This window comes from Pseudomonas sp. GD04015 (assembly GCF_029837675.1).
In the GTDB taxonomy this organism is placed as follows: domain Bacteria; phylum Pseudomonadota; class Gammaproteobacteria; order Pseudomonadales; family Pseudomonadaceae; genus Aquipseudomonas; species Aquipseudomonas paralcaligenes.
This window is the reverse complement of sequence record NZ_JAOEEE010000001.1, coordinates 38,588-63,129: the sequence shown is the minus strand read 5'-3', so window position 1 is coordinate 63,129 and position 24,542 is coordinate 38,588. Positions and strand designations below refer to the sequence as shown.

Sequence of the window (24,542 nt, the reverse complement as noted above, 5' to 3'; positions counted from 1 at the left end):
TTCGCACGACATACATACGCCCCAAGGAAGACACCATGACCCCGTCAAGACCGACAGGCTTCACCCTCGTGGAGCTGGTCATCACACTTGCCGTAATCGCGATACTCACCACCCTCGCCGCTCCAGCCCTGGCCAAATTGCTGCAAACCTCGCGAGACCAGGCCGCCATGGAAGAGCTGAACACCCTGCTCCACCATGCGCGCAGCCGGGCCGTCGAGCACAAACGAACGCTGCGTCTGTGCCCCAGCCTGAACGGCATCGACTGCAGCACGGACTGGTCCCAGCCCTGGCTGCTCAGCACCGAGCAAGGCAAGAAGCTCTACCACTCGACGCCCTACTCCGGCAGCCGCCCTCTTCAATGGTCGGGCTTCCGCGATGCGATCCGCTTTCACGGCAACGGCACCAGCCCGACCAGCAACGGCCGTTTCTACATCTGCGATGAACAGGCCATCACACGGCAATTGGTCATCAATCGGCAGGGGAGGATACGCCGCGCAGGCATCCAGGAAAACCAAGAGCAGAGCCACCGCTGCCTGTAGCCCTGGCGTGGTTGAAGCCAGTCATCCGGGACATTTCACCGGTTATCCAGCGATGCAGGACATGAGAAAGGCCATGGCCGACTATTCGCATCACGAAACCAACCGGAGCAGCACATGTCCCGTGCACGTAACAATCGGGGCTTCACCCTGGTGGAACTGATGGTTGTCATAAGCCTGCTGGCCATCATGGCTTTCATCGCCGTGCCCAACTTCACCCAACTAGTCCGCAATAACCAAGTGCAGGCCAAAGCCGAGGAGCTGAAAACCTTCTTGGTGATGGCCCGTACTGAGGCGGTCAACTGGCGCACCACCATCGATCTCGATCTTGCCGCTAGCGACACTTGGCAAGCCAAACGCCCAAGCAAGAACGACCAGCTACTCCGCAAGATCGAACTCCCTCAGGTCCCGATGAAGGCAGTTGCCACCGACGCCAGCGGCACCGCCATCACCGAACTCACCTATCTGCCCTCCGGCACTGCCAGCGGCGCGGCACGCTTTACCGTGTGCTACGACGAAGACGCCGTGAATGGCTTTCTTATTACCGTCCAGCCCAATGGAAGCGTGCGACTGCACCCGCGCGGGAAGGATGTAGACGCATCCAACAACCCTATAACCCTGGCCTCTTGCGAATAGGAGCTTCCCTTGAACAACAGTAAAGGCTTCAGCCTCATCGAGGTACTGGTCACTCTGCTGCTGGTCACGCTGGGGATTCTCGGCATGGTCGCCTTGCAAAGCCGCAGCATTCAGTACACTCAGGACTCGATCCAACGCAACTCTGCGGTAGAGTTGTCCAACCAACTCATCGACATGATGCGTACCAATCCCGCCGAGCTGTTCACCGATATCCCCCCGGACTATCCGGCCAACGACGGACTCAAAAGCAGCTCGCTGTTCTTCAAGAACAAAGGCAGTAACTTCTCTCCAGCCCCCACAGTGCCCTCCGCCAGTGCCTGTGTAGACCCGGAGGGAGCACAACTACAACGTGACTGCTGGGTCGAGCAGGTCAAGGCCAGACTGCCCGATAGCGCGACCCTGTTGACGTCACAGTCTTACATCTGCCGCAGTTCTACGGCGGGCGACTGCAACAACCAAGGTTCCACCATCGAAATCCAGCTGGCCTGGCAGGTGAAGAAGGACGCCTGTCCGGATATTCGCACCCCCAATGCCACTACCTGCATCTACCGCACTCGGATTGAGCTATGAATAGCCTCAGAATACGCCGCGGCCAGCGAGGTCTCTCCCTCGTCGAATTGATGGTCGCCCTCGCCATTGGTTGCTTCCTGATTCTTGGTATCACCCAGATATACATCGACAACCGCCGCAACTACAACTTCCAGCAACAGCAAGCCGGGAACCAGGAAAATCAACGCTTCCTCGTCACCCTGATGGAAAGCTACCTGAACAAGGTCGGCTTTCGCAGAACCCCGGCACAATTGCCCGAGTATGCTTTCCGCCGCCTAGATGCCACCACCGACTGCGAGGCCTTCAAGCCAGAGTCCTCCATCACCCGCGCCCAGCCCGATAACGGTACGGTTGGCGTATGCCTGCGCTACTTCCCTCTCGTTCAGGGTGAATTGGACTGCACCGGCAAGGCCACACCGAACTTCGAGGGTAGCGACAAGGCATATAGTCTTAAGGGCGATCCCGTCGTCATGGTGCTGCGCTTCAAGCCGGATGACAATGGTGGCCTCAACGGCAAGCTGGAGTGCAAGGCAGGCAACACCACTGCCGAACTGGTTACCGGCATCGCAGACTTCCGCATGGCCTTCGGTGTAGGCGAAGGCCTGGATCGCAAGATCGACCGCGTCGTCAAATCGACGGACTACAACGGCACCGGCTACATCATGCAGGTTCGCTTCAACGCCCTGATGGCCAGTAGCGACAACCAGCGCCCGGATGGCAGCGACTCCCTTGCCCTGACCACTTGGACCAGGGACGCCACTACTGCGGAAAAAGCCTGGCTCACGAGCCGTGATAAAGGCCAGATATTTCAGATTGCCAGCAGTAACGTAGCGCTAAGGAACGTGATGCCATGAAAAGTCTCGATAGAAACCGGCAAACCGGCGCCACATTGTTGGTGGCGCTGGTCCTGCTGGCCGTGGTGACCGTTCTCACCGTCAGCAACATGCGCGAAGTTACTCTCGAAGGGCGGATGACCGCCAACCGCATCGAGGTACAGCAACTGCGACTGGCCAGCGAATCGGCACTACGTGAAGCGGAAAAACGCTATTACGGCCCAACCAACATCGAAGATAAGCTTACAGAAAGGCCCGACAACTGTAAGAAAAGCAACATATATAAGCGACTCTCACACAACAAGCCCTGCCTGATCAAACTCACTGACACGTCGGTAATAGATTTGGAAGCGCACTTGGACTTTCAGCGCAACCCATTGCAGTACATAAAAGATAGTGGCTACCTCAATAACTGGACCGGCCTAGAAACCGACACTGCGGACAATAACACCTTCGTGCCTTGGATGCCCTATCGTGGCACTACCCCTGGAAACACCAGCACTCTTGAGCACAAGGCCTACTGGAACACCGTACTGCTACCCAACGACGATATCAACGCCGAGTATGGTGACGCCTTGCAGGGCAAGGGCACATATTTCTATCTGGTGACCGCTCAGGCAGCTGACCAGTTCGCACTGCAGACGACCATGGCCAACATCTACGTCGGCATCAACAACTAATGCACAGGGTGATGCACATGACCCGCAAGAGTTTTCAAATCAGCGGCAAGTTTCTGAGCAGTCTGGCCATCAGCAGCGGCATTCTTCTAGCCGCCTTGGATGTGCAGGCCGCTGTATCGCAAAGCCCTCTGAGTCTGACCATTGGGGTACCGCCAAATCTGATTCTGACACTGGATGACTCCAGCAGTATGGATCGGGCCTATGTTCCCGACAGCATTCCAGGGGGAGGAAGTACCCGGCGCTACAACTCAGCCGATTACAATCCGATGTACTACAACCCGGCAGTGACCTACCGTATTCCACCATCTTTCAATAGCGATGGAACACAGGCAACCGCATTTACAACTTCGTTCACTGCGGCACGACGCAATGGATTCAACTCCTCTCGCGGAACGGTAAACCTAAGCACTTCCTATCGTTCGACCTATACCTACACCGTTACTTCTAGCTCCAACGGCTCGGAAGGTAATAATCCCGCTCCCGACTTCTATCTGAGCTTCAACCAATCGGGCGTCAACCTCACCGCTGGCGCTACATCGGGAATTTATACGAGAAACGGTGTGGACTACAGGCTGACCCGAGCCTCCAGTGGCTCTGGTTGTAGTGTCACGGTCGTCTCTCCACAAAATTACCCCGCAATCAGTTGCACTCGCTCCAGTTCGACGTCGACGACCTATCAACTTAGCATTCCTGACCGTCGCACTACCGGAGTACCGGCCTACTACTATGTATACGACAACACATTGACAGACTGCACACAGGCCAAGACCGATGACAACTGCTACCGCAAGATCGATGTCAGCAGTACATCTGGAAGGACGAGAAGCGAAGATCCAATCGCTGGAACTGACGAACGCCAGAACTTTGCCATTTGGTATTCATTTTATCGCTCTCGCAACTTGGCTACCGTCAGCGCAGCCAGCATGGCCTTTGCCGACCTCTCTTCCAGCCCCCGTCTGACATGGCAAGGACTGACGGACTGCACCACCCTTAATAGCAATAACTGCAACAACAACCGCTTCCGCGAATATACGACTGCACAGCGTGGCAGACTGTTCGGCTGGATGCAGAACATGACATTTCCTGGGAACACTCCATTGCGTGCCGCATTGGACAGGGCAGGGAAATTCCTCCAGACCGACACCGCCTGGCATAAATACCCCAACGAGAGCGGCAATACAGACGCCAACACATATGCATGCCGCCCCAGCTACCATATTTTGATGACTGACGGCATATGGAATAGCAGCAATGGCAACCCGACAAACACTCTCCGCGCCGACCATAGCAACTTCACACTGCCGGACGGTACAAGTTATGCCAATCGGAGACCTTATGTTGATGGCACCCAAAATACTCTGGCCGACTTGGCCATGCATTATTGGGCAACCGATCTGCGCGCCAATACATCTGCCGGCGGAGCCAATGATCTGAAACCCTATATTTTGTATAAGAGCGGCAATAGCACGACCGACTACTGGGACGCGAGAAACAACCCAGCCACATGGCAACACATGGTCAACTTCACAGTCGGTCTCGGCCTTAGTGGCTCGCTCAACCAAGCAGGGCTAGAGTGGGACAGCGAACGCGGCGCTCTTGGCGGCACGGCCTATAACAATCTTGTCTCAGGAGCAAGGCAATGGCCCGCTGCATCCTCAGACAGCGTCAACAACGTTTACGACTTATGGCATGCAGCGATTAACTCTCGTGGCGACTTCTTTAGCGCAGACTCACCCGAGAGTGTCATACAGGCTTTTGCCGACATCATGTCGCGCATCTCTGCCGACAAATCCACTGCCTCTCGCCCGGCAATGAACTCCGGCCAAGTGACGGAGGATGAGAACAACAATGGCATCATCAAGACGGTGTCCTACCACACCACCTATGCCAGCATCGAGAACTGGTCCGGAGACCTGATCCGCACCGAGAAGGAACGTAGCTTCAACTCTGTGACGGGACTTCCCCAGGACACCCTGCGTACCGCATGGCGAGCCAGCGAACAGATGCCCGCCCCAAGCTCGCGAAGAATCTACATCCCCACAAGCAACTCCAATGGGCTGCAAGCATTCACTTGGAACAATGCAGGCAATCCCAACACCGAAGGCACCCTGGCCCACCATCTGCGCCGCAACCCAGAAAATGGCAGCCTCGATAACGCAACGAAGGGTGAGGAGCGGCTGAACTATCTGCGCGGCGTACGCACTGGCGAAGGCACCACCTATCGGACTCGCTCCTCGATATTAGGCGATCTGTACTCTTCAACACCGGTTGGTGTGTCCAAAGCTCGTTACCTAGTAAATATAGCCAACCGCACCGAGGGCAACACCGCTTATGCCTCTTTCGCACAGTCAGTTTTGAACCGCAAGGGTATGGTCTACGTTGGCGGCAATGATGGCATGCTGCATGGTTTCAACTCTCAGACAGGCCGCGAAGAGTTCGCCTTCATCCCGAGTGCAGTATTCCCCAACCTGAACAAGCTGACCGGCAATAACTACAGCCATCACTTCTATGTCGACGGCTCGCCGGTGGCAGCCGACGTTTATGACAACGGCACCTGGAAAACCATCTTGGTCGGTACACTGCGCGCCGGCGGCAAGAGCATCTTCGCCCTCGACGTCACCGACCCAGATAACATAAGGCTGCTCTGGGAATTCGACGACCGTAGGATCACCGGCACGAATGCTGTGAAAATGGGCTACAGCTTCTCAAAACCGACCGTTGCACGACTCAATACCGGCAGGTGGGCCGTGGTGTTCGGCAATGGCTACGAGGCACAAAACCACACCAATGGCAAAGCCGCGTTGTTCGTGCTGGACGCCGTCAACGGTACCCTGCTGAAAAGTCTGGAGGTTGAGGGAACAGAGGGGCTGGCAAACGGCCTATCCACGCCGAAACTTTCGGACTACAACGCCGACGGCATCACTGAGTTCGCCTACGCTGGCGACCTGCAGGGTAACTTGTGGCGTTTCAACCTGCATTCCAACAGCGCCAACAGCTTCTCCGTAGCCTATGGAGGCAAGCCGATGTTCAGCGCCGTGGCGGATAGCGCCTATAGCAGCAAGCGTCAGCCTATCACTGCCGCTCCCTCTCTGGTACGCCATCCCAGCGGCAACGGTTATCTGGTGGTTTTCGGCACAGGCAAGTACTTCGAAGACGGTGACAAGGACGGTGACAAGTCCATGGCCCAGACGCTCTATGGCATCTGGGATCGCTACACCCGCCTGATCAACGAAGACATCAGCGCCAGCAATAGTGCGATCACCATCAATCGCAGCCGCTTGGTTACGCAAACCATCGACACCGCAACCACGGCTACCAACCGGGCAGGAAAAAGTATGGACGCTCGTACTATGAGCGATAATCACATCGCCTGGTACAACAATGAGGGCGGCGTGGATAAGCTGGGCTGGCTCCTGGATTTCAAGCAGGGAGCGGAAGCGCTGGATGGAGAAATGTTGGTAGACGACATGGCCACACTTGGGCGTAGCCTGTTCCTGCAGACCTTGGTACCCAATGACGACCCCTGCGCCGACGGAGCCAGCAACTGGACCTACGCCATCAACCCTCATAGCGGTGGCCGCCTGCGGCATAATGCCCTCATTCTGACAGCCCCTACCTTGGAGAGTGGCGTATTCCCCTCCGGCCAACAACAGTCAGGCGAAGGCGGCTTGACCATTTCGCAGAAACCCGATGGCAACTTCGAGGTCTGCACCGGAACCACCTGCAATGACATCAGGCCGGATCCGGCCAGCATTGGCCGGCAAAGCTGGCGCTTGGTCGATGAAATCGAGGAATGATGATGAAGTCTAAAACCCAAGCTCAACAGGGCTTTACTCTGATCGAGCTGATGATCGCCGTGACCGTCATCTCGATCATTGCAGCTATCGCCTATCCGAGTTACAGCGAATACGTCAGTCGCGGAAATCGCAGCGAAGGGCAGGCTCTTCTCAGCGATGCAGCCGCCGCTCAGGAGCGCTATTACGCACAGAACTTCGTTTACATCACGACTGCGGCGAATCTCAGTAAGCTGTTCAATACGCCCACCCCTACCTCGCGGACCGGCAGGTACACGCTGTCAGTGGGCACCACAGCAAATGATGGTGGCTACACTCTGACAGCTACCCCGACCTTCGACGACAGCGCCTGCGGCGCCCTGACCCTCAACGCGCTAGGCGAGCGGGACCGGACAGGCTCAGAAAAGACTCGAGAAGAATGTTGGCGATAGACTTGCGCTCAAGCAAAAGGCCCAATCCATGATTGGGCCTTTTGTTTTTACCAAGGCAATTATTGGGCTGCGTCGAACTCCACCCAGACTACCGTTTGGAAGCAGCAGTCAGACCGAACGAACCTCGATGATCTCCACATCGAAACTCAGCGTCTTCCCAGCCAACGGATGATTGAAGTCGATAGTCACCTGCTGCTCGTCGAACGCCTTGACGACCCCCGGCAGCTCGGTATTGGCGGCATCGTTGAAGATGATCAGCAGCCCTTCGGACAGCTCCATCTCGGCGAACTGGGATCGCGGCATTACCTGTACATTCTGCGGGTTGGGCTGGCCGAAGGCGTTTTCCGGCTCGATCTGCAGGCTACGCTTGTCACCGGCCTTGAAGCCGTAGAGCGCAGCTTCGAAGCCCGGTAGCAGGTTGCCGTCGCCGACCTTGAAGGTCGCTGGCTGCTTGTCGAAGGTGCTGTCGACCACATCGCCGTTGGCCAGCTTGAGGGCGAAGTGCAGAGTCACCTCTTTGTCCGGGCCGATACGCTGTTCAGTCATGGGCGGGTTCTCCGGACTTCTTGCTCTTGAACATGTCTAGCGCCAGCATCACGGCGCCGACGGTGATGCCGCTGTCAGCCAGGTTGAAGGCCGGAAAGCGGTACTGGTTCTGCCAGTGGACCAGGATGAAGTCGACCACATGACCGAGCACCACCCGGTCGTAGAGGTTGCCCAGCGCGCCCCCCAGCACCAGCGCCAGGGCGATGGCCAGCCAGGTTTCGTCGCGCTTCAGGCGTTTCATCCACACCACCAGCACAGCGCTGACGCCGAGCGCGATGGCCGCGAAGAACCAGCGTTGCCAGCCGGACTCGCCGGCCAGGAAGCTGAAGGCTGCACCGCGGTTGTAGACGTGGACCCAGTCGAAGTAGCCGTCGATCACCGTGACCCGCTGGCCATACTCCAGCACCTGCAGCACGATCTGCTTGCTGCCCTGGTCGAGCAGGAACACCGCCAGGGTCAGCCATAGCCAGGCCAGGCGACCGAAACGCGAGGCATCAGACATGCTTGCGCACCTCGCCATCGCCCTCGATGTTGCTCACGCAACGCTCGCACAGCTCCGGGTGGGCGGCATTGCTGCCGACGTCGGCACGGAAGTGCCAGCAGCGACCGCACTTGGCATGGGCCGACTTGACGATCTTCAGCTTGAGGCCAGGCACTTCGGTGTCCACCGCATCGGCCGGCGCATCGGCCAGCGGCGCGACGGTGGCGGCGGAAGTGATCAGGGCGAAGCGCAGCTCGTTGTCGAGCTTGGCCAGGGACTGCTGCAGGGATTCGTCGCCGTACAGGGTGACCTCGGCCTGCAGGTTGCCGCCGATGGCCTTGCTGTTGCGCAGGCTCTCCAGCTCCTTGTTCACGGCCGTGCGAACAGCGGTGAGCTGCTCCCAGTAGGCGCGATCCAGTTCGAAGCCTTGCGGCAGGCGATCGAGCCCTTCGTACCAGGTGTTCAGCATCACCGACTCGTTGCGCTCGCCCGGCAGGAACGACCAGATCTCGTCGGCGGTGAAGGCCAGGATCGGCGCGATCCAGCGCACCAGCGCCTCGGCGATGTGGTACTGGGCGCTCTGGCAGGAGCGACGCGCCACGCTGTCGGCGGCGGTGGTGTACTGGCGGTCCTTGATCACGTCCAGATAGAAGCCGCCCAGCTCCTGCACGCAGAAGTTGTGCACCTTGGAGTAGACGTTCCAGAAGCGGTATTCGCCGTAGGCCTCGATGATCTCGGCCTGCAGACGCGCGGTGGCGTCCACGGCCCAGCGATCCAGATCGAGCATCTGCGCGGCCGGCAGCAGGTCCTTGGCCGGGTCGAAGTCGCCCAGGTTGGCCAGCAGGAAACGCATGGTGTTGCGGATGCGGCGGTAGGCGTCAGCACTGCGCTGCAGGATCTGGTCGGAAACCGCCATCTCGCCGGAGTAGTCGGTCGACGCCACCCACAGGCGCAGGATGTCGGCGCCCAGGCTGTCGATCACTTTCTGCGGCGCGACCACGTTACCGAGGGACTTGGACTGCTTGCGACCCTGCTCGTCGACGGTAAAGCCGTGGGTCAGCAGCTCCTTGTACGGTGCGTGGCCGTCGATGGCGCAGCCCGTCAGCAACGAGGAGTGGAACCAGCCGCGGTGCTGGTCGGAGCCTTCCAGGTACAGGTCGGCCGCCGGGCCGGTGACATGCGCCAGTTCGGCATGGGAGCCGCGCAATACGTGCCAGTGGGTGGTGCCCGAGTCGAACCACACGTCGAGGGTGTCGCGGCTCTTGTCGTACTGGCCGGCTTCTTCACCGAGCAGTTCGGCAGCGTCGAGCTTGAACCAGGCTTCGATGCCCTCCTTCTCGACACGCTGGGCGACTTCCTCCATCAGCTCCACGGTGCGCGGATGCAGTTCGCCGCTTTCCTTGTGGGTGAAGAACGGGATCGGCACTCCCCAGTTGCGCTGACGCGAGATGCACCAGTCAGGGCGACCGGCGATCATGCTGTGCAAGCGCGCCTGGCCCCAGGCCGGAACGAACTTGGTCTGTTCGATGGCGGCCAGCGAACGCTCACGCAGGGTAGCGCCCTCGTTTGGCTTGCTGTCCATACCGACAAACCACTGCGCGGTAGCGCGGTAGATCAGCGGGGTCTTGTGGCGCCAGCAGTGCATGTAGCTGTGGCTGATCGACTCATGCTTGAGCAGCGCACCTACTTCCTCGAGCTTGGCAACGATGTTCGGGTTGGCCTTCCAGATGAACTGGCCGCCGAAGAATGGCAGCGAGTCGACATACACACCGTTGCTCTGCACCGGGTTGAGGATGTCGTCGTTGCTCATCCCGTAGCGCTTGCAGCTGTAGAAGTCGTCCTCGCCATAGGCCGGCGCGGAGTGGACGATACCAGTACCAGCACCCAGTTCGACGTAGTCGGCCAGGTACAGCGGCGACAGGCGATCGTAGAACGGATGGCGGAAATTGATCAGTTCCAGCGCAGCGCCCGGGGCAGTGGCAATGACTTCGCCCTGCAGGCCATAGCGCTGCAGGCTGCTCTCGACCATTTCCTCGGCCAACAGCAGCAGGCGATCACCCACATCCACCAGCGCGTAGGTGAACTCCGGGTGCACGTTCAGCGCCTGGTTGGCCGGAATGGTCCAGGGGGTGGTGGTCCAGATGACGATGGCGGTCGGCTTGTCCAGGCTGGCCAGGCCGAAGGCGGCGGCCAGCTTGTCGGCATCCTCGATCGGGAAGGCGACGTCGATGGCGTCGGACTTCTTGTCCTGATACTCGACCTCGGCCTCGGCCAGGGCCGAACCGCAATCGAAGCAGAAGTTGACCGGTTTCAGGCCCTTGAACACGAAACCGTTCTTGACGATTTCCGCCAGCGCGCGGATTTCGCCGGCTTCGTTGGCGAAGTTCATGGTCAGGTAGGGGTTGTCCCACTCGCCCAGCACGCCCAGGCGAATGAAGCCGGCCTTCTGCTCTGCCACCTGCTCTGCGGCGTAGGCACGGCAGCGCTCGCGGGTCAGGTCGGCGGGCTGGTTCTTGCCGAAGGTGGTTTCCACCTTGTGCTCGATCGGCAGGCCATGGCAGTCCCAGCCCGGCACGTAGGGCGCATCGAAGCCGGCCATGGTCTTGGAGCGGGTGATAATGTCCTTGAGAATCTTGTTCAGCGCGTGACCGATGTGAATGCTGCCGTTGGCATAGGGCGGGCCGTCGTGCAGGACGAACTTCGGCCGGGTCTCGCCGAGCTGGCGCAGCTTCTGGTACAGGCCAATGCTGTCCCAGCGTGCCAGGGTCTCCGGCTCGCGCTGCGGCAGGCCGGCTTTCATCGGGAAGGCAGTATCCGGGAGGTTCAGCGTGGCTTTGTAGTCGGTCATCTCAGGCTCTTCGATCAATCAAGCGGTTGGCCAAGCCAGTAGGCCCGGGCGGCGGCGACATCCGCGTCGATCGCCGTCTTCAGCGCCTCCAGGGAGGCGAAACGCTGCTCATCGCGCAGCTTGTGGTGGAATTCCACCGTCAGACGCTGGCCATAGAGATCGCCAGCGTATTCCAGCAAATGCACTTCCAGATGCGGGCTGCCATCGCCCGCCACGGTCGGCCGCTGGCCGATATTGGCGACGCCAGGGAAACGATGCCCCTCGTGCGCCGCGGTGACCAGAAACACTCCACGCAGCGGCGGTTTGCGCCGCTTCAGCTGCACGTTGGCGGTTGGCGTGCCGAGCTGGCGAGCCAGCTTCTGGCCGTGCAGCACACGGCCGGTCAAGGCATAGGGGCGGCCCAGCAGGCGTTCGGCCAGCTCCAGCTCGCCGGCCTGCAGAGCCTGGCGCACCCGGGTGCTGCTGACCCGCTCGCCATCCAGCTCGACGGTCAGCGCCGCCTCGACGCTGAAGCCCTGCTGCTCGCCGGCCTGGACCAGGAAGGCGAAGTCACCGGAGCGGCCGGCACCGAAGCGGAAGTCATCACCAACCTCCAGATGCTTCACGTGAAGCCCATCCACCAGCACCTGGCGCACGAACTCGTCGGCGGACAACTCGCGCAGGCGGCGATTGAAGGCCAGGCACAACACCCGGTCGACGCCCTGGGTAGCCAGCAGTTCGAGCTTCTCGCGCAGTCGGGTGAGACGCGCAGGTGCGGTATCGGGCGCGAAGAATTCACGCGGCTGCGGCTCGAAGATCACCACGCAACTCGGCACGCCCAGCTCGATGGCGCGCTCGCGCAGACGAGCCAGGATGGCCTGGTGACCACGGTGCACGCCATCGAAATTGCCGATGGTGGCAACGCATCCCTGGGTCAGGGGTAGCAGATTGTGGAGGCCGCGGACCAGCTGCATAGCGTGCTTCTTGCTTACAAAGTGGCCGATTATACGCACAGGCGACTATCGGCGACAGGCAGTGTGTCAGCCGCCGGGCAAGTCAATGAATGGTGCGGCGGGCGAAATCCCTCGGGCGAAAACCGAGCAGCAGCAGCATGCCGAAATAGGTCACCGCCCCGGTTGCCACCAGCGCACCCAGGCGCAGCAGCCGCATCAGCATGTCGCCCTGCTCCCAAGCCGGCATGACATGCATCAGCGCCAGCAGCACCGCCGCCATGACCACCACCGCCAGCACCAGCTTGAGCAGGAACGGCGTCCAGCCCGGCTGCGGCTGGTACATGCGCCGGCTGCGCAGTTGCCAGTAGAGCAGCCCCGCGTTGAGGCACGCCGCCAGGCTGATGGCCAGTGCCAGCCCGGCGTGCCGAAGGTCCAGGCCGAAGACGAACAGCGCGTTCATCGCCTGGGTCGCCAGCAGGCTGACGATGGCGATGCGCACCGGGGTCTTGATGTTCTGCTGGGCATAGAAGCCCGGCGCCAGGATCTTGATCAGGATCAGCGCCAGCAGGCCGACTGCGTAGGCAACCAGGGCCTGCTGGGTCATGGCCGAGTCATGGGCAGTGAACTTGCCGTACTGGAACAGCGAGACGACCAGCGGCTCGGCGATGATCGCCAGCGCAAGGGTGCAGGGCAGCACCAACAGGAAGCAGAGGCGCAGGCCCCAGTCGAGCAGCCGCGAATACTCCTCGCGGTCGGCGCTGGCGTAGGTCTTGGCCAGCGCCGGCAACAGGATGGTCCCCAGCGCCACACCGAGCACACCGGAGGGCAGCTCCATCAGACGATCCGCGTAATACATCCAAGACACGGAACCGGCCACCAGGAAGGAGGCGAAGATGGTGTTGATGATCAGCGAAATCTGGCTCACCGACACGCCGAAGATCGCCGGCCCCATCTGCTTGAGCACCCGCCACACGCCCGTGTCGCGCAGGCTCAGGCGCGGCAGCACCAGCATGCCGGTCTTCTTCAGCGCCGGCAGTTGCCAGAGGAACTGCGCCAGGCCTCCGACCAGCACGGCCCAGCCCAGCGCCATGATCGGCGGATCGAAATACGGCGCGAACCAGACCGAGAACACGATCATGCTGACGTTCAGCAGGGTCGGTACGAACGCCGGCACCGAGAAGCGGTTCCAGGTGTTGAGCACCGCCCCGACCAGCGACGACAGCGAGATCAGCAATATGTAGGGGAAGGTCACCCGCAGCAGATCGGTGGTCAGCGCGAACCGCTCGGCCTCGTCGGCGAAGCCCGGCGCGGTGATCCAGACGATCCACGGCGCGGCGAGGATGCCGAGCAAGGTCACCAGCGCCAGCACCAGGGTCAGCAGGCCGGCGACGTAGGCCAGGAAGGTGCGGGTCGCCTCCTCGCCCTGCTGGGTCTTGTACTCGGCCAGGATCGGCACGAAGGCCTGGGAGAAGGCACCCTCGGCGAAGATCCGGCGCAGCAGGTTGGGCAGCTTGAAGGCGACGACGAAGGCGTCCGACGCCACACCAGCGCCGAAGGTGCGCGCGATGATCGTGTCGCGGACGAAGCCCAGCACGCGGGAGAGCATGGTCAGGGAGCTGACGGCGGCCAGGGACTTGAGCAGATTCATGGAGTCTCGACGATCCGGAGGGCCGGCGCGGCTGGCCGGCAGATGAAGGCGAGGAGTGTAACCAGCCGCCGCTGGTCAGACCAGCCAATGAAGACACTTCCCCACTTGACAGGCACGCTGCGCATCGGCATGATTCGCGGCCTTATTTGTTGCTATCCCCCTAGTTTTCGAGGAGCTTGACGGTGGCCAATACACCTTCTGCCAAAAAACGCGCCAAACAGGCTGAGAAGCGTCGTAGCCATAACGCCAGCCTGCGCTCCATGGTCCGTACCTACATCAAGAACGTGGTCAAGGCCATCGACGCCAAGGACCTGGAAAAGGCTCAGACCGCCTACACCCTGGCCGTTCCGGTCATCGACCGCATGGCCGACAAGGGCATCATCCACAAGAACAAGGCCGCTCGCCACAAGAGCCGCCTGAACGGCCACATCAAGGTTCTGGCTACCGCCGCCTGATTGGTTCTGTTCTTGAAAAGACCGGCCTCAGGGCCGGTTTTTTATTGCCCGCGATTTTTCTCAAACAAAAGAAAAAGCCGGAGCATCCTCCGGCCTTCTTGATTACTGCGCCGCCCAGGGCAGGATCGGGATGGCCGTCACCGCATTCTGCGGACTGCCCTCGATCACCCTGTCGCTGTACACCAGATAGACCAGGGTATTGCGCTTCTGGTCGAAGAAACGCACCACCTGCATGGTCTTGAACACCAGCGAGGTACGCTCCTTGAATACCTCCTCGCCATCCTTCAGCTTGCCAACGAAGCGGACGGGGCCGACCTGACGACAGGCAATCGACGCCTCGGCACGATCCTCGGCCAATCCCAGACCACCCTTGACCCCACCCGTCTTGGCGCGCGACAGGTAACAGGTCACGCCCTCCACCTTGGGATCGTCGAAGGCCTCGACCACGATCCTGTCGTTCGGACCCACCCACTTGAACACCGTGGAGACCTCACCGATCTCCTCCGCCTGCGCCATCAGCGGCAACGCCAGGCATACCGCCAGCAATCCTTTCGCAATACGCATAACACCTCCAAAATCGGCTCACAGGCTCGCGAGCTAGAGCCATGCAAGGCAAAAGCAGGCGAGGAAGCGGAGTTTACAAGCCGTAAATGAGCTTTCCGAGCCTGCTTTTAACGCGGCAGGGCCGACGCGCAGCAGCCTGTGAGCCGATTTTCAGACCAGAATCAGATTGTCCCGGTGCACCAGCTCCGGCTCGTCGACATAGCCCAGCAGCCTCTCGATGGCATCGGAAGGCTGACCGATGATCTTCTGCGCCTCCAGGGCACTGTAGTTGGCCAGGCCGCGGGCGACCTCGCGCCCATCGGGACCGACACAGACCACCATCTCGCCACGACGGAAACTGCCCTGCACCTCACGCACCCCGACCGGCAGCAGGCTCTTGCGGTCGGCCGTCAGCGCCTTCACCGCTCCCGCATCCAGCACCAGGGTGCCGCGAGTCTGCAAATGACCCGCCAGCCATTGCTTGCGCGCCGCCAGCAGGCCACGCTCGGGTGCCAGCAGGGTCCCCAGGCGCTCGCCCGCCTTGAGGCGATCCAGCACGCGCTCTATGCGCCCGCCGACGATCACCGTGTGCGCCCCGGAGCGCGCCGCCAGACGCGCCGCGCGCAGCTTGGTCTGCATGCCACCGCGCCCCAGAGCGCCGCCGGTACCGCCCGCCACCGCATCCAGCGACGGATCGTCGGCGCGCGCCTCGAAAATCAGCTGGGCATCGGGATTGTGCCGCGGGTCGGCATCGAACATGCCGTCGCGGTCGGTGAGGATCACCAGCAGGTCGGCCTCTACCAGATTGGCCACCAGCGCCGCCAGGGTGTCGTTGTCGCCGAAGCGGATCTCGTCGGTGACCACGGTGTCGTTCTCGTTGATCACCGGAACCACGCTCAAGTCGACCAGCGTGCGCAGGGTGCTGCGGGCATTCAGGTAGCGCTTGCGGTCGGACAGGTCGTCGTGGGTCAGCAGCACCTGGGCGGTGTGCTTGCCATGCTCGGCGAAGCTCGACTCCCAGGCCTGCACCAGCACCATCTGGCCGATGGCTGCCGCCGCCTGCAGCTCATGCATCGCGCTCGGCCGGGCAGTCCAGCCGAGGCGGCTCATGCCCGCCGCCACCGCGCCGGACGACACCAGCACCAGCTCCACTCCCGCCTCGCGCAGGGCCACCATCTGCTCGACCCACACCGCCATGGCAGAGCGATCCAGGCCACGCCCGTCGGCGGTCAGCAGCGCACTTCCTATCTTCACCACCCAGCGCTGCGCGCCGGTCACCTTGTCCCGCATGATGCCCTCTGCATTCAAGCCAATCGGCACAACGCCGCTATAAAGCGGCGCTGCACGATACCCATTGTCAGTCCCGAACGTAAATGATCTCGGGACCGTCTTCGTCATCCTCGAAGTCATCCCAGTCATCGTCGTCGCCCACATCGTCGATGCTCTTCAGCCCCGCCTTACGCAGCGCGCGCTTGTCGTCCAGCGCCTGCAGACGGGCGCGCGCCTCGTCCTCGATGCGGCGATCCAGCTCCGCCAGCTCCTCGGCAAACGCCGGCTCTTCGGCGATGCGCACGGCACGCTCGTCCATGTAGCGCATGATCGCCTGGCTCAGCGCCTCGGTACCCTCGCTCTCCAGGGCGGAGATGACGAACACCGGCCCTTTCCAGTCGAGACGCTCGACCACCGCCCGCATGCGCTCCTCGCGCTCATCATCGAGCAACTGGTCGCACTTGTTCAGCACCAGCCAGCGCTCGCGCTCGGCCAGCGCCGGGCTGAATTTCTCCAGCTCGCTGATGATGACTTCGGCGGCCTCAGCGGGATCACTCTGATCCAACGGCGCCATGTCCACCAGGTGCAGCAACAGATGGGTACGCGCCAGGTGCTTGAGGAAACGGATACCCAGGCCGGCGCCTTCGGAGGCCCCCTCGATCAACCCCGGGATATCGGCGATCACGAAGCTCTTGTAGCGACCGACACTGACCACGCCCAGGTTCGGCACCAGGGTGGTGAAGGGATAGTCGGCCACCTTCGGCTTGGCCGCGGACACGGAACGAATGAAGGTGCTCTTGCCCGCATTCGGCAGGCCGAGCAGGCCGACATCGGCCAGCACCTTCAGCTCCAGCTTGAGGTCGCGCTGCTCGCCCGGCTTGCCCGGCGTGGTCTGGCGCGGCGCACGGTTGGTGCTGGACTTGAAGCGGGTGTTGCCCAGGCCATGCCAGCCACCCTGCGCTACCATCAGGCGCTGGCCCGGCTTGGTCAGGTCACCGATGATCTCCTGGGTCGCCGCGTCGATCACCGTGGTACCGACCGGCACCGGGAGGACCAGATCCTCACCCTTGGCGCCCGTGCACTCGGTACTGCCGCCCTTCTCGCCATTACGCGCATTGAAGCGACGGGTATAGCGGTAGTCGACCAGGGTATTCAGGTTCGGATCAGCCTCCATGAACACGGAGCCGCCGTCACCGCCGTCGCCGCCGTTGGGGCCACCCTTCTCGACGAACTTCTCGCGACGGAAGCTCATCATGCCGTTGCCGCCGTCGCCGGCTTTTACAAATATCGAAACTTCGTCGACGAATTTCATTAGGGTTGCCTCCCACCGCAGCGGCGGGCCAGTGAACTCAGGAATACAGGATACACAGAAACAAAAAAGCCCCGTCGCGAGACAGGGCTTTTTCAGCAAGCGCGACCTCAGGCGGTCACGATGCTCACGTAACGGCGGTTGAACTCGCCCTTCACGTCGAACTTGATCACGCCGTCGACTTTCGCAAACAGGGTGTGATCCTTGCCCATGCCAACGCCGTAGCCAGCGTGGAACTGGGTGCCGCGCTGACGCACGATGATGTTGCCGGCCTTGATGACCTGGCCACCGTACATCTTCACGCCAAGGCGTTTGCTTTCTGAATCGCGGCCGTTACGAGTACTACCGCCAGCTTTTTTGTGTGCCATGAGTCATAGCCTCCTAAAAGGGGATCAGGCCTGGATGCCGGTGATCTTGATTTCGGTGAACCACTGACGGTGGCCCTGACGCTTCATGTGGTGCTTGCGACGGCGGAACTTGATGATGGTCACTTTGTCGTGACGGCCTTGGGAGACCACCTCGGCGACAACCTTGGCACCATCGACCACCGGAGCGCCGATTTTCACGTCGTCACCGTTGCCAACCAGCAGAACGCGGTCGAAAGTCACGGATTCGCCAGTGGCGACTTCCAGTTTCTCGACCTTGAGGAATTCGCCTTCGGCGACTTTGTACTGCTTGCCACCGGTAACAATTACTGCGTACATGGATTTTTCTCCGTTGAACCTGCTCACCCGACTCTTTATAGGAAGAGTTATTGGCCGGCATGGCTGCATGGGGCCGGAACTGACGCCCGTGCAATTGCGTAAGGCAGGGAGTGCCCATAGAAGTTTGGGGCCGCGATTGTACGGAAACCCCGGAGGCGAGGCAAGCCCTGCCAGGCCTTGCCTTGACAGCCCCTACCCCGCCCCCTAGCATGCCGCGCAGCCCGGTCTGCCCAGGCAGACCCGCCATTTTGCCGCCCTCCGCCACGCGAGGCAGCCGGCCCCGTTCCAGGAGCTCCCGTCACCGATGCAACCCCAGGCCTTCCAAAGCGTGGTCGCGGACGATTTCACCGCCGTCGACGGCATCATCCGCCAGCAGCTGAAGTCCCATGTGCCCCTGGTGGAAAAGATCGGCGACTACATCATCTCCGCCGGCGGCAAGCGCCTGCGCCCGCTGCTGGTGCTGCTCAGCGGCAAGGCGCTCGGCTACCAGGCCGACGACCTGCGCCTGCTGGCCGCCACCATCGAGTTCCTGCATACCGCCACCCTGTTGCACGACGACGTGGTCGACATGTCCGGCATGCGCCGCGGCCGCGCCACCGCCAACGCCCAGTGGGGCAATGCGCCCAGCGTGCTGGTCGGCGACTTCCTCTATTCCCGCTCGTTCGAGATGATGGTCGAGCTCGGCTCCATGCCGGTGATGCGCATCCTCTCCCGCGCCACCCGGGTGATCGCCGAAGGCGAGGTGCTGCAGCTGTCCAAGGTGCGCGACGCCAGCACCACCGAAGAGACCTACATGGACGTCATCCGCGGCAAGACCGCCATGCTGTTCGAGGCCTCGACCCACAGCGCCGCCGCCCTAGCCAGCGCGAACGAGGCGCAGAGCGAGGCCCTGCGCCACTTCGGCGATCACCTCGGCATCGCCTTCCAGCTGGTCGACGATCTGCTCGACTACCAGGGCGACGCCACTACCCTGGGCAAGAACGTCGGCGACGACCTGGCCGAGGGCAAGCCGACCCTGCCGCTGATCTACACCATGCGCGAGGGCAGCTCCGAACAGGCCGCCCTGGTGCGCAGCGCCATCCAGAAGGGCGGCATCGAGGATCTGGAGAGTATCCGCGCCGCCGTGCAGGCCTCCGGCTCCCTGGACTACACCGCCCGCCTGGCACGCGAGCATGCCGAGAAGGCGATCGCCTGCCTGGAGGCCCTTCCGGACAACGCCTACCGCGACGCCCTGATCGAGCTGAGCCACTTCGCAGTCGCCCGCACCCACTGACACGGCGCCGCACGATGAAGAGCCCGTCCCTGTGACGGGCTTTTTTGTGCCCAGCCATCCTCGCGGCCACCCTCTTCGGCCACCACCCGCAGAGACGTCAGGAATCGCTGCGGGCGATTTTTTGTGAGCCGATCTCGGCGCGCACGGCGACCGTTCGGTCGAGTGTCCGACAAAAGACGCGATTGACGCTTGCTATTTTGATAATAGGAATTATTCTCATATCCATTGAATGGACGACAAAGGAGATGAGCCATGACCTATCTGATCGATGCCTGGCTGGATCGCCCCCACCCCTATCTGCGCATCCTCAACAGGGAGACCGGCGAGGTGTGTGCCGTGCTGGAAGAGGAAGCCATAGGCGAGCTGCGTGATCAGGGCGACCTCGATCTCGCCGGCCTCAGCTCGTGCGAACCGGGCGTGCTCAAGGAGCTGGTGCGCGGCCTGTTCCTGTTCTGCTACGCACGGGCGCTCAGGCCCCACAGCGAGCCGCACTGAGCAACGCTGACGAGACGCGGCCAGACCCGCCAGTCTCGTCGGCAACCCGGCACAGGGAGCGTGCCGGGATAGCGCGGAGCGATTGCCCCGCGCAGGTGCCCGGATCGGTCAGGAAGGCCGTCCGGGCATCGCCTTTTACAGGATGTCGAGCAGCTCGACGTCGAACACCAGCACACTGTGCGGCGGGATGCTGCCGACAGCCTGGCCACCGTAGGCCAGCTCGCTCGGCACGTGCAGGCGCCACTTGCTGCCGGCGTTCATCAGTTGCAGGGCCTCGACCCAGCCGGCGATCACGCCGCCGACCGGAAATTCGGCCGGCTGGCCCCGATCATAGGAACTGTCGAACACGGTGCCGTCGATCAGGGTGCCGTGGTAATGGGTACGCACATGATCCTCGCGCGACGGTTTGGCACCCTCGCCCGCCACCAGCACTTCGTACTGCAGGCCGGACTCCAGCACGGTCACGCCCTCACGCTTGGCGTTCTCGACCAGGTACTCGCGCCCGGCGCCGGCAGCAGCCTCGGCCTTGGCGGCGGCTTCGGCCTGCATGACTTCGCGGATCACCCGGAAGCTGGCGTTCAGCGCCTCGGGCGAGACCTGGCTGGGCTGGCCGTTGAAGGCGTCGCGCAGGCCGGCGACGATGGCCTCCAGACTGGCACCGGGCGGCGGGTTGTCGCGCAGCTGGTCGCCCAGTTGGCGGCCGATGCCGTAGCTGACGCGGCCTTCATCGGTGGAAAGCTCGCTGGAAAGGTTCAGGTCGGACATGGCCGGGCTCCGCTAGGGGGTCGAAAAAGGTCGGCCAGACTAGCACAGCCACCCGCAAACGAAACCGCCCGGGCATCTCGCGACGGCCGGGCGGTTGCAACACGAGGCGGGATCAATCGTGCTTGGTCAGCTTGTCCAGGTAGCCCATAGCGAAGGCCGAGGCGACGAAGGTCATGTGGATGATCACGTACCACTTCAGGTGATCAATCTCGTAATTGCGCGCGTCCATGAACACCCGCAGCAGGTGGATCGAGGAGATCGCCACGATGGACGCCGCCACCTTCATCTTCAGCGAGCTGGAGTCCATCTTGCCCAGCCAGTTGAGCTTCTCCTTGGACTCGTCGATATCCAGCTGGGACACGAAGTTCTCGTAGCCGGAGATCATCACCATCACCAGCAGGCCACCGACCAGGGCCATGTCGATCAGCGACAGCAGCACCAGGATCAGTTCGGCCTCGGCCATCGCGAAGACGCTGGGCAGAATATGGAAGACTTCTTGGAAGAACTTCAGCGCCAGCGCCAGCAGTCCCAGCGACAGGCCGAAGTAGATAGGCGCCAGCAGCCAGCGCGAGGCGTACATCGCGTTTTCGATAAAGCGTTCCATGTTGACTCGCCGAGTGGGAAAAACAGGCGGCGAGTATACCCAGCCATGCACGGCGGGCAAGGCACCAACGTCGTAGAGAGGTTATCCCCGTCCGCTGTGGATAACCTTGTGGGCAGAGGCAGGAAGGATCGCCGCATCCCCGGCGCAGCGGGAGCCCCGTACGGATTGGACAAAAAGCGCTCAGCTCTCCGGGTGAAACTGACAGATGCCGGCCGGGCCTGGGCATGCGCCATTCAACCTGCGCAGCTCCGCCAGCAGATGCAGGCGCCAGATGGGCTCATCCGTACAAGGCTCATAGCCTTGAACGGCCAAGCAATCGGCAATCGAATCGAGCACCCTCTCTGCGACGAAAGGCCCGTGGAATGGGCCTTGCGCCTTGATCGCCGAGGGCTGCGCCCCCGACATGCCGGCCGCGCACAGAAGCGTCCACAAGCCACGCCCGCTGGCTAGCGGACGGATCTCGCACTCGATACGGGTGGTCAGGCCCAGGCACTGACGGGTGAGGCAGAGGCTGCGCGGCATGGCGGCGATCCTCGCGAGGTCTGGCATTCAGCCTACACCCCGCCACACCGCTTCGGAAAGGTGAAAGTTATCCCCGCAGACTGTGGATAACTCTGTGGACGGTGCCTGGGAAAAGCCGTCGCAGCGACGCCCGCCGAGGGCGCCGCCGGAATGGGCAGAGACTGACCAGTTGTCGCGTGACCACGAGCGTCATTCCTTGGGCGCTTTCGCCGCCGGCTTGGCCCGGGTCTTCACTTCCTTGATCTTCGGCTCCTTGTCCTTCTCGTCCTCTTCCATCCCCATCTCGGCGATGCTGCGCAGGCGCTCCACCACCCGCGCGTTGACGCTGCCCTTGGGGAAGCGCCCCTTCTCGTCCGGCGCGCCCGCCGGCTCACCCAGCAGCAGGGCCAGGGCCTCGTCGACATGGCGCACGGCATAGACGTTGAACTGGCCGTTGCGCACCGCCTGCAGCACGCGCTCGTCGAGCATCAGGTTGCTGACGTTGGAATGGGGAATGATCACCCCCTGTTCGCCGGTCAGACCGCGCGCCTCGCACAGGCGGAAGAAACCCTCGATCTTCTCGTTGACGCCACCGACCGCCTGCACCTCGCCGAACTGGTTGATCGAGCCGGTGATCGCGAAGCACTGCTTGAGCGGCGTGCGCGACAGGGCCGAGATCAGGGTGCAGACCTCGCCGAGGGAAGCACTGTCGCCGTCGACATAGCCGTAGGACTGCTCCAGCGCGATGCTGGCGGAAATCTCCAGAGGGAATTCCTGGGCGTAGCGGCTGCCGAGGAATCCGGTGACGATCATCACGCCCTTGGAGTGGATCGGCTGCCCCAGGCTGACCTCGCGCTCGATGTCGACGATGCCCGAGCCGCCCGGGTAGACGGTGGCGGAAATTCGCGCCGGCACGCCGAAGGCGGAGTCGCCGACTTCCAGCACGGTCAGCCCGTTGCACTTGCCGATGGCCTCGCCGGCGGTATCGATCAGGATGATGCCGGCCAGCATGTCGTCGATGATCCGTGCCGACACGCGCCCGGTGCGGTCGGACTTGGCCTTCAGCGCCCGCTCGATATGGCCGACGTCGGTCACCGCATCGCCGGCCAGCTGGCGCACGAAGTCGGCCTCGCTGACCAGCTGGAACAGGTCGCCGATGCGCGCCGACAACCGCCCCTGGTGCTCGGCCAGGCGCGCGCTGTAGGTGGCCAGGCGCGCCACGGCGGCGGCGCTCAGCGGCGCCATGCCCTCTTCCGAGGTGCGGGTCTTGAGCAGCTGGGCGAACTGTTCGAGGCTGTCGTCGGCGACCGGGATCTCCTCGTCGAAGTCCACCAGCACGCGGAACATCTCCTGGAAGTCGGAATCCAGGTCCTGCAGCGCGTAGTAGAGCTGGCGCGAGCCGATGATGATGACCTTGAGCTGCAGCGGAATGACCTGGGGCGTCAAGGTCACGGTGGCGATGCGCCCCATGTCGCCGAGCGGCGACTCCATCTTCAGCTGGCGCGAATGCAGCGCGCGCTTGAGCGCGTCCCAGACGAAGGGCTCGCCGAGCAGCTTTTCCGCCTCCACGATCAGGTAGCCGCCATTGGCGCGGTGCAGGGCACCCGGGCGCAGCTGGCGGTAGCTGGTGTAGAGCGCGCCCTGGTCGGTGCTGTACTCGATGCGGCCGAACAGGTTGTCGTAGGTCGGGTGCGATTCGAACACCACCGGGGCGCCGCCGTCGGCGTGATGATCGACTACCAGACTGGGGCAGTACTGCTCCTCCAGCATCTCGCGGCGCTGGACGTCGGGCTTGTCGTCCAGCAACTGGTCGACCACCGTGCGCAGCAGGTTGACCTGCACCGCCTGCAGGTAGGCGCAGACGCCGGTGTTCTCCGCGTACTTCTCCGAGAGCGGCGCGAGCAGCGGCTGCAGGGCCAGGGTGATGGTTTCCTCATTGAGCTGGCGCAGCTGGTTGCTGCTCTCGCGCTTCCACTGAGGCAGGCTGGCCAGCTCCTCGTTGAGGCGCTCTTCCAGCACGGCGATGTCCTCGTGGAAGCGCTCGCGCTCGGCTTCCGGCAACTGGGCGAATTCCGCTTCGTCCAGCGCCTTGCCGTCCTTCATCGGCGTGAAGGCGATGTTCGAGCTGTCGCGGTAAAGGGCGACATCCTTCTCCAGCGCCAGCTTCTCGATCAGGTCCAGCGCCTTGTCGTAGCGCTGGTTGAAGATGCGGTCGATGGCACCCTTCTTCTGCTGGTAGGTGGGCGTCTCGAACACTGCGGGGAAGGTCGCCAGCAGGTTGTCGATCAGATGGCCCACATCGGCGGTGAACTCCGCGGCGGTGCCGGGCGGCAGCTCCAGCGCGCGCGGCTCGCGCGGCTCATCGAAGTTGTTGACGTAGACCCGGTCGTCCGGCGTGGCCTGGCGCTTGGCCTCGGCCTTGAGGTAGCGCTGCACGAAGGAGAAGCGGCCGGTGCCCGGCTCGCCCATCACGTACACGTTGTAGCCGGGGCGCGGCATCGCCACGCCGAACTGCAGGGCCTCGACGGCGCGCTCCTGGCCGAGCACGCCACGGAAGGGTTCGAGATCATCGGTGGTGGTGAAGTTGAACTGGTCGGGGGCGCAGGGACGGGTCAGGGCATCGGGCGCCAGGCGCAGGCTGGCAGCGAAGGATTCGGGCATCGGAAGTCCTTGTCGAAGCGGGCTAGCCGCAAGATGGGACCATTCTGGC

At 62.3% G+C, this 24,542-nt stretch carries 24 protein-coding genes; 10 read left to right on the top strand and 14 right to left on the bottom strand.

All coding sequences use genetic code 11. The features are described 5' to 3' along the window. The first annotated feature begins 35 nt into the window (after positions 1-35). The 7 genes from N7640_RS00285 (at position 36) to N7640_RS00255 (ending at position 7,459) form a co-directional block, all read left to right on the top strand. Complete coding sequence (locus N7640_RS00285; protein WP_279903309.1) at positions 36-539, top strand: GspH/FimT family pseudopilin; 504 nt, start codon at positions 36-38, stop codon at positions 537-539. 114 nt (positions 540-653) lie between these two features. After that, complete coding sequence (locus N7640_RS00280; protein WP_279903311.1) at positions 654-1,172, top strand: GspH/FimT family pseudopilin; 519 nt, start codon at positions 654-656, stop codon at positions 1,170-1,172. A 9-nt stretch (positions 1,173-1,181) separates the two neighbouring features. Next, positions 1,182-1,742 (top strand): type IV pilus modification protein PilV, encoded by a 561-nt coding sequence (pilV, locus tag N7640_RS00275; protein WP_279903313.1) that lies wholly within the window; start codon positions 1,182-1,184, stop codon positions 1,740-1,742. Further along, a complete protein-coding gene (locus N7640_RS00270) occupies positions 1,739-2,575 on the top strand; it encodes a prepilin-type N-terminal cleavage/methylation domain-containing protein (RefSeq protein WP_220814551.1) in 837 nt (278 codons plus the stop codon). Before pilV ends, N7640_RS00270 begins: the two co-directional genes overlap by 4 nt. Next, positions 2,572-3,234 carry a PilX N-terminal domain-containing pilus assembly protein gene (locus N7640_RS00265; RefSeq protein WP_279903314.1) on the top strand — a complete coding sequence of 221 codons (663 nt, stop codon included), beginning with the start codon at positions 2,572-2,574 and terminating at the stop codon, positions 3,232-3,234. Before N7640_RS00270 ends, N7640_RS00265 begins: the two co-directional genes overlap by 4 nt. An 11-nt stretch (positions 3,235-3,245) precedes the next feature. Continuing rightward, positions 3,246-7,031, top strand: coding sequence for a PilC/PilY family type IV pilus protein (locus N7640_RS00260; protein ID WP_279903315.1), 3,786 nt, complete (start codon positions 3,246-3,248; stop codon positions 7,029-7,031). Continuing rightward, positions 7,028-7,459: a type IV pilin protein gene (locus tag N7640_RS00255; protein WP_279903317.1), complete on the top strand. Its 432-nt coding sequence runs from the start codon at positions 7,028-7,030 to the stop codon at positions 7,457-7,459. The genes N7640_RS00260 and N7640_RS00255 overlap by 4 nt, the downstream gene beginning before the upstream one ends. Positions 7,460-7,567: 108 nt before the next feature. Here N7640_RS00255 and fkpB read toward each other — a convergent pair whose 3' ends face one another. From fkpB to murJ, 5 genes are all read right to left on the bottom strand, one after another. Continuing rightward, complete coding sequence (gene fkpB, locus N7640_RS00250; protein WP_220814555.1) at positions 7,568-8,005, bottom strand: FKBP-type peptidyl-prolyl cis-trans isomerase; 438 nt, start codon at positions 8,003-8,005, stop codon at positions 7,568-7,570. Beyond that, positions 7,998-8,507 (bottom strand): signal peptidase II, encoded by a 510-nt coding sequence (gene lspA / locus N7640_RS00245; RefSeq protein ID WP_279903320.1) that lies wholly within the window; start codon positions 8,505-8,507, stop codon positions 7,998-8,000. The genes fkpB and lspA overlap by 8 nt, the downstream gene beginning before the upstream one ends. Next, positions 8,500-11,334, bottom strand: coding sequence for an isoleucine--tRNA ligase (gene ileS, locus N7640_RS00240; protein ID WP_279903321.1), 2,835 nt, complete (start codon positions 11,332-11,334; stop codon positions 8,500-8,502). Before ileS ends, lspA begins: the two co-directional genes overlap by 8 nt. A gap of 14 nt (positions 11,335-11,348) precedes the next feature. Further along, positions 11,349-12,287 (bottom strand): bifunctional riboflavin kinase/FAD synthetase, encoded by a 939-nt coding sequence (gene ribF / locus N7640_RS00235; RefSeq protein ID WP_279903322.1) that lies wholly within the window; start codon positions 12,285-12,287, stop codon positions 11,349-11,351. 82 nt (positions 12,288-12,369) lie between these two features. Then, positions 12,370-13,914 (bottom strand): murein biosynthesis integral membrane protein MurJ, encoded by a 1,545-nt coding sequence (gene murJ, locus N7640_RS00230; protein WP_279903323.1) that lies wholly within the window; start codon positions 13,912-13,914, stop codon positions 12,370-12,372. Between the two features lie 182 nt (positions 13,915-14,096). Here murJ and rpsT point away from each other — a divergent pair, with 182 nt between their 5' ends. Beyond that, entirely contained in the window at positions 14,097-14,369 is a 273-nt protein-coding gene (gene rpsT / locus N7640_RS00225) for a 30S ribosomal protein S20 (RefSeq protein ID WP_192318572.1), read from the top strand. A gap of 102 nt (positions 14,370-14,471) precedes the next feature. Here rpsT and N7640_RS00220 read toward each other — a convergent pair whose 3' ends face one another. The 5 genes from N7640_RS00220 to rplU form a co-directional block, all read right to left on the bottom strand. Further along, complete coding sequence (locus tag N7640_RS00220) at positions 14,472-14,933, bottom strand: CreA family protein (protein WP_279903324.1); 462 nt, start codon at positions 14,931-14,933, stop codon at positions 14,472-14,474. A 150-nt stretch (positions 14,934-15,083) separates the two neighbouring features. Further along, positions 15,084-16,202 carry a glutamate 5-kinase gene (gene proB, locus N7640_RS00215; protein ID WP_279903326.1) on the bottom strand — a complete coding sequence of 373 codons (1,119 nt, stop codon included), beginning with the start codon at positions 16,200-16,202 and terminating at the stop codon, positions 15,084-15,086. A 67-nt stretch (positions 16,203-16,269) separates the two neighbouring features. Beyond that, a complete protein-coding gene (gene cgtA / locus N7640_RS00210) occupies positions 16,270-17,493 on the bottom strand; it encodes an Obg family GTPase CgtA (protein ID WP_279903330.1) in 1,224 nt (407 codons plus the stop codon). Positions 17,494-17,600: 107 nt separating this feature from the next. After that, positions 17,601-17,858, bottom strand: a complete 258-nt coding sequence (gene rpmA / locus N7640_RS00205) for a 50S ribosomal protein L27 (RefSeq protein ID WP_043308927.1) — start codon at positions 17,856-17,858, stop codon at positions 17,601-17,603. 24 nt (positions 17,859-17,882) lie between these two features. Then, a complete protein-coding gene (gene rplU, locus N7640_RS00200) occupies positions 17,883-18,194 on the bottom strand; it encodes a 50S ribosomal protein L21 (protein ID WP_043308929.1) in 312 nt (103 codons plus the stop codon). Positions 18,195-18,498: 304 nt separating this feature from the next. Here rplU and N7640_RS00195 point away from each other — a divergent pair, with 304 nt between their 5' ends. Beyond that, positions 18,499-19,467: a polyprenyl synthetase family protein gene (locus N7640_RS00195; protein WP_279903331.1), complete on the top strand. Its 969-nt coding sequence runs from the start codon at positions 18,499-18,501 to the stop codon at positions 19,465-19,467. Positions 19,468-19,719: 252 nt separating this feature from the next. Further along, positions 19,720-19,962 (top strand): hypothetical protein, encoded by a 243-nt coding sequence (locus N7640_RS00190; protein ID WP_220814564.1) that lies wholly within the window; start codon positions 19,720-19,722, stop codon positions 19,960-19,962. Between the two features lie 135 nt (positions 19,963-20,097). On the opposite strand, the gene N7640_RS00185 is transcribed toward N7640_RS00190, so the two are convergent. From N7640_RS00185 to N7640_RS00170, 4 genes are all read right to left on the bottom strand, one after another. Next, positions 20,098-20,727 (bottom strand): FKBP-type peptidyl-prolyl cis-trans isomerase, encoded by a 630-nt coding sequence (locus N7640_RS00185; RefSeq protein WP_220814565.1) that lies wholly within the window; start codon positions 20,725-20,727, stop codon positions 20,098-20,100. Between the two features lie 112 nt (positions 20,728-20,839). Next, a complete protein-coding gene (locus N7640_RS00180) occupies positions 20,840-21,331 on the bottom strand; it encodes a TIGR00645 family protein (protein ID WP_279903333.1) in 492 nt (163 codons plus the stop codon). Positions 21,332-21,511: 180 nt separating this feature from the next. Next, the gene (locus tag N7640_RS00175; protein ID WP_279903334.1) at positions 21,512-21,853 is read right to left on the bottom strand and encodes a hypothetical protein; all 342 of its coding nucleotides are present in this window, start codon (positions 21,851-21,853) and stop codon (positions 21,512-21,514) included. Positions 21,854-22,042: 189 nt separating this feature from the next. Continuing rightward, a complete protein-coding gene (locus tag N7640_RS00170; protein ID WP_279903335.1) occupies positions 22,043-24,493 on the bottom strand; it encodes an AAA family ATPase in 2,451 nt (816 codons plus the stop codon). Positions 24,494-24,542: the final 49 nt, after the last annotated feature.

Excerpts from the sequence above, each read along its gene's own strand:
- N7640_RS00285 (WP_279903309.1), top strand. The coding sequence starts at position 36 with ATGACCCCGTCAAGACCGACAGGCTTCACCCTCGTGGAGCTGGTCATC.
- N7640_RS00280 (WP_279903311.1), top strand. The coding sequence starts at position 654 with ATGTCCCGTGCACGTAACAATCGGGGCTTCACCCTGGTGGAACTGATG.
- N7640_RS00270 (WP_220814551.1), top strand. The coding sequence starts at position 1,739 with ATGAATAGCCTCAGAATACGCCGCGGCCAGCGAGGTCTCTCCCTCGTC.
- N7640_RS00265 (WP_279903314.1), top strand. The coding sequence starts at position 2,572 with ATGAAAAGTCTCGATAGAAACCGGCAAACCGGCGCCACATTGTTGGTG.
- N7640_RS00260 (WP_279903315.1), top strand. The coding sequence starts at position 3,246 with ATGCACATGACCCGCAAGAGTTTTCAAATCAGCGGCAAGTTTCTGAGC.
- N7640_RS00255 (WP_279903317.1), top strand. The coding sequence starts at position 7,028 with ATGATGATGAAGTCTAAAACCCAAGCTCAACAGGGCTTTACTCTGATC.
- fkpB (WP_220814555.1), bottom strand. The coding sequence starts at position 8,005 with ATGACTGAACAGCGTATCGGCCCGGACAAAGAGGTGACTCTGCACTTC.
- lspA (WP_279903320.1), bottom strand. The coding sequence starts at position 8,507 with ATGTCTGATGCCTCGCGTTTCGGTCGCCTGGCCTGGCTATGGCTGACC.
- ileS (WP_279903321.1), bottom strand. The coding sequence starts at position 11,334 with ATGACCGACTACAAAGCCACGCTGAACCTCCCGGATACTGCCTTCCCG.
- ribF (WP_279903322.1), bottom strand. The coding sequence starts at position 12,287 with ATGCAGCTGGTCCGCGGCCTCCACAATCTGCTACCCCTGACCCAGGGA.
- murJ (WP_279903323.1), bottom strand. The coding sequence starts at position 13,914 with ATGAATCTGCTCAAGTCCCTGGCCGCCGTCAGCTCCCTGACCATGCTC.
- N7640_RS00220 (WP_279903324.1), bottom strand. The coding sequence starts at position 14,933 with ATGCGTATTGCGAAAGGATTGCTGGCGGTATGCCTGGCGTTGCCGCTG.
- proB (WP_279903326.1), bottom strand. The coding sequence starts at position 16,202 with ATGCGGGACAAGGTGACCGGCGCGCAGCGCTGGGTGGTGAAGATAGGA.
- cgtA (WP_279903330.1), bottom strand. The coding sequence starts at position 17,493 with ATGAAATTCGTCGACGAAGTTTCGATATTTGTAAAAGCCGGCGACGGC.
- rpmA (WP_043308927.1), bottom strand. The coding sequence starts at position 17,858 with ATGGCACACAAAAAAGCTGGCGGTAGTACTCGTAACGGCCGCGATTCA.
- rplU (WP_043308929.1), bottom strand. The coding sequence starts at position 18,194 with ATGTACGCAGTAATTGTTACCGGTGGCAAGCAGTACAAAGTCGCCGAA.
- N7640_RS00195 (WP_279903331.1), top strand. The coding sequence starts at position 18,499 with ATGCAACCCCAGGCCTTCCAAAGCGTGGTCGCGGACGATTTCACCGCC.
- N7640_RS00190 (WP_220814564.1), top strand. The coding sequence starts at position 19,720 with ATGACCTATCTGATCGATGCCTGGCTGGATCGCCCCCACCCCTATCTG.
- N7640_RS00185 (WP_220814565.1), bottom strand. The coding sequence starts at position 20,727 with ATGTCCGACCTGAACCTTTCCAGCGAGCTTTCCACCGATGAAGGCCGC.
- N7640_RS00180 (WP_279903333.1), bottom strand. The coding sequence starts at position 21,331 with ATGGAACGCTTTATCGAAAACGCGATGTACGCCTCGCGCTGGCTGCTG.
- N7640_RS00175 (WP_279903334.1), bottom strand. The coding sequence starts at position 21,853 with ATGCCGCGCAGCCTCTGCCTCACCCGTCAGTGCCTGGGCCTGACCACC.
- N7640_RS00170 (WP_279903335.1), bottom strand. The coding sequence starts at position 24,493 with ATGCCCGAATCCTTCGCTGCCAGCCTGCGCCTGGCGCCCGATGCCCTG.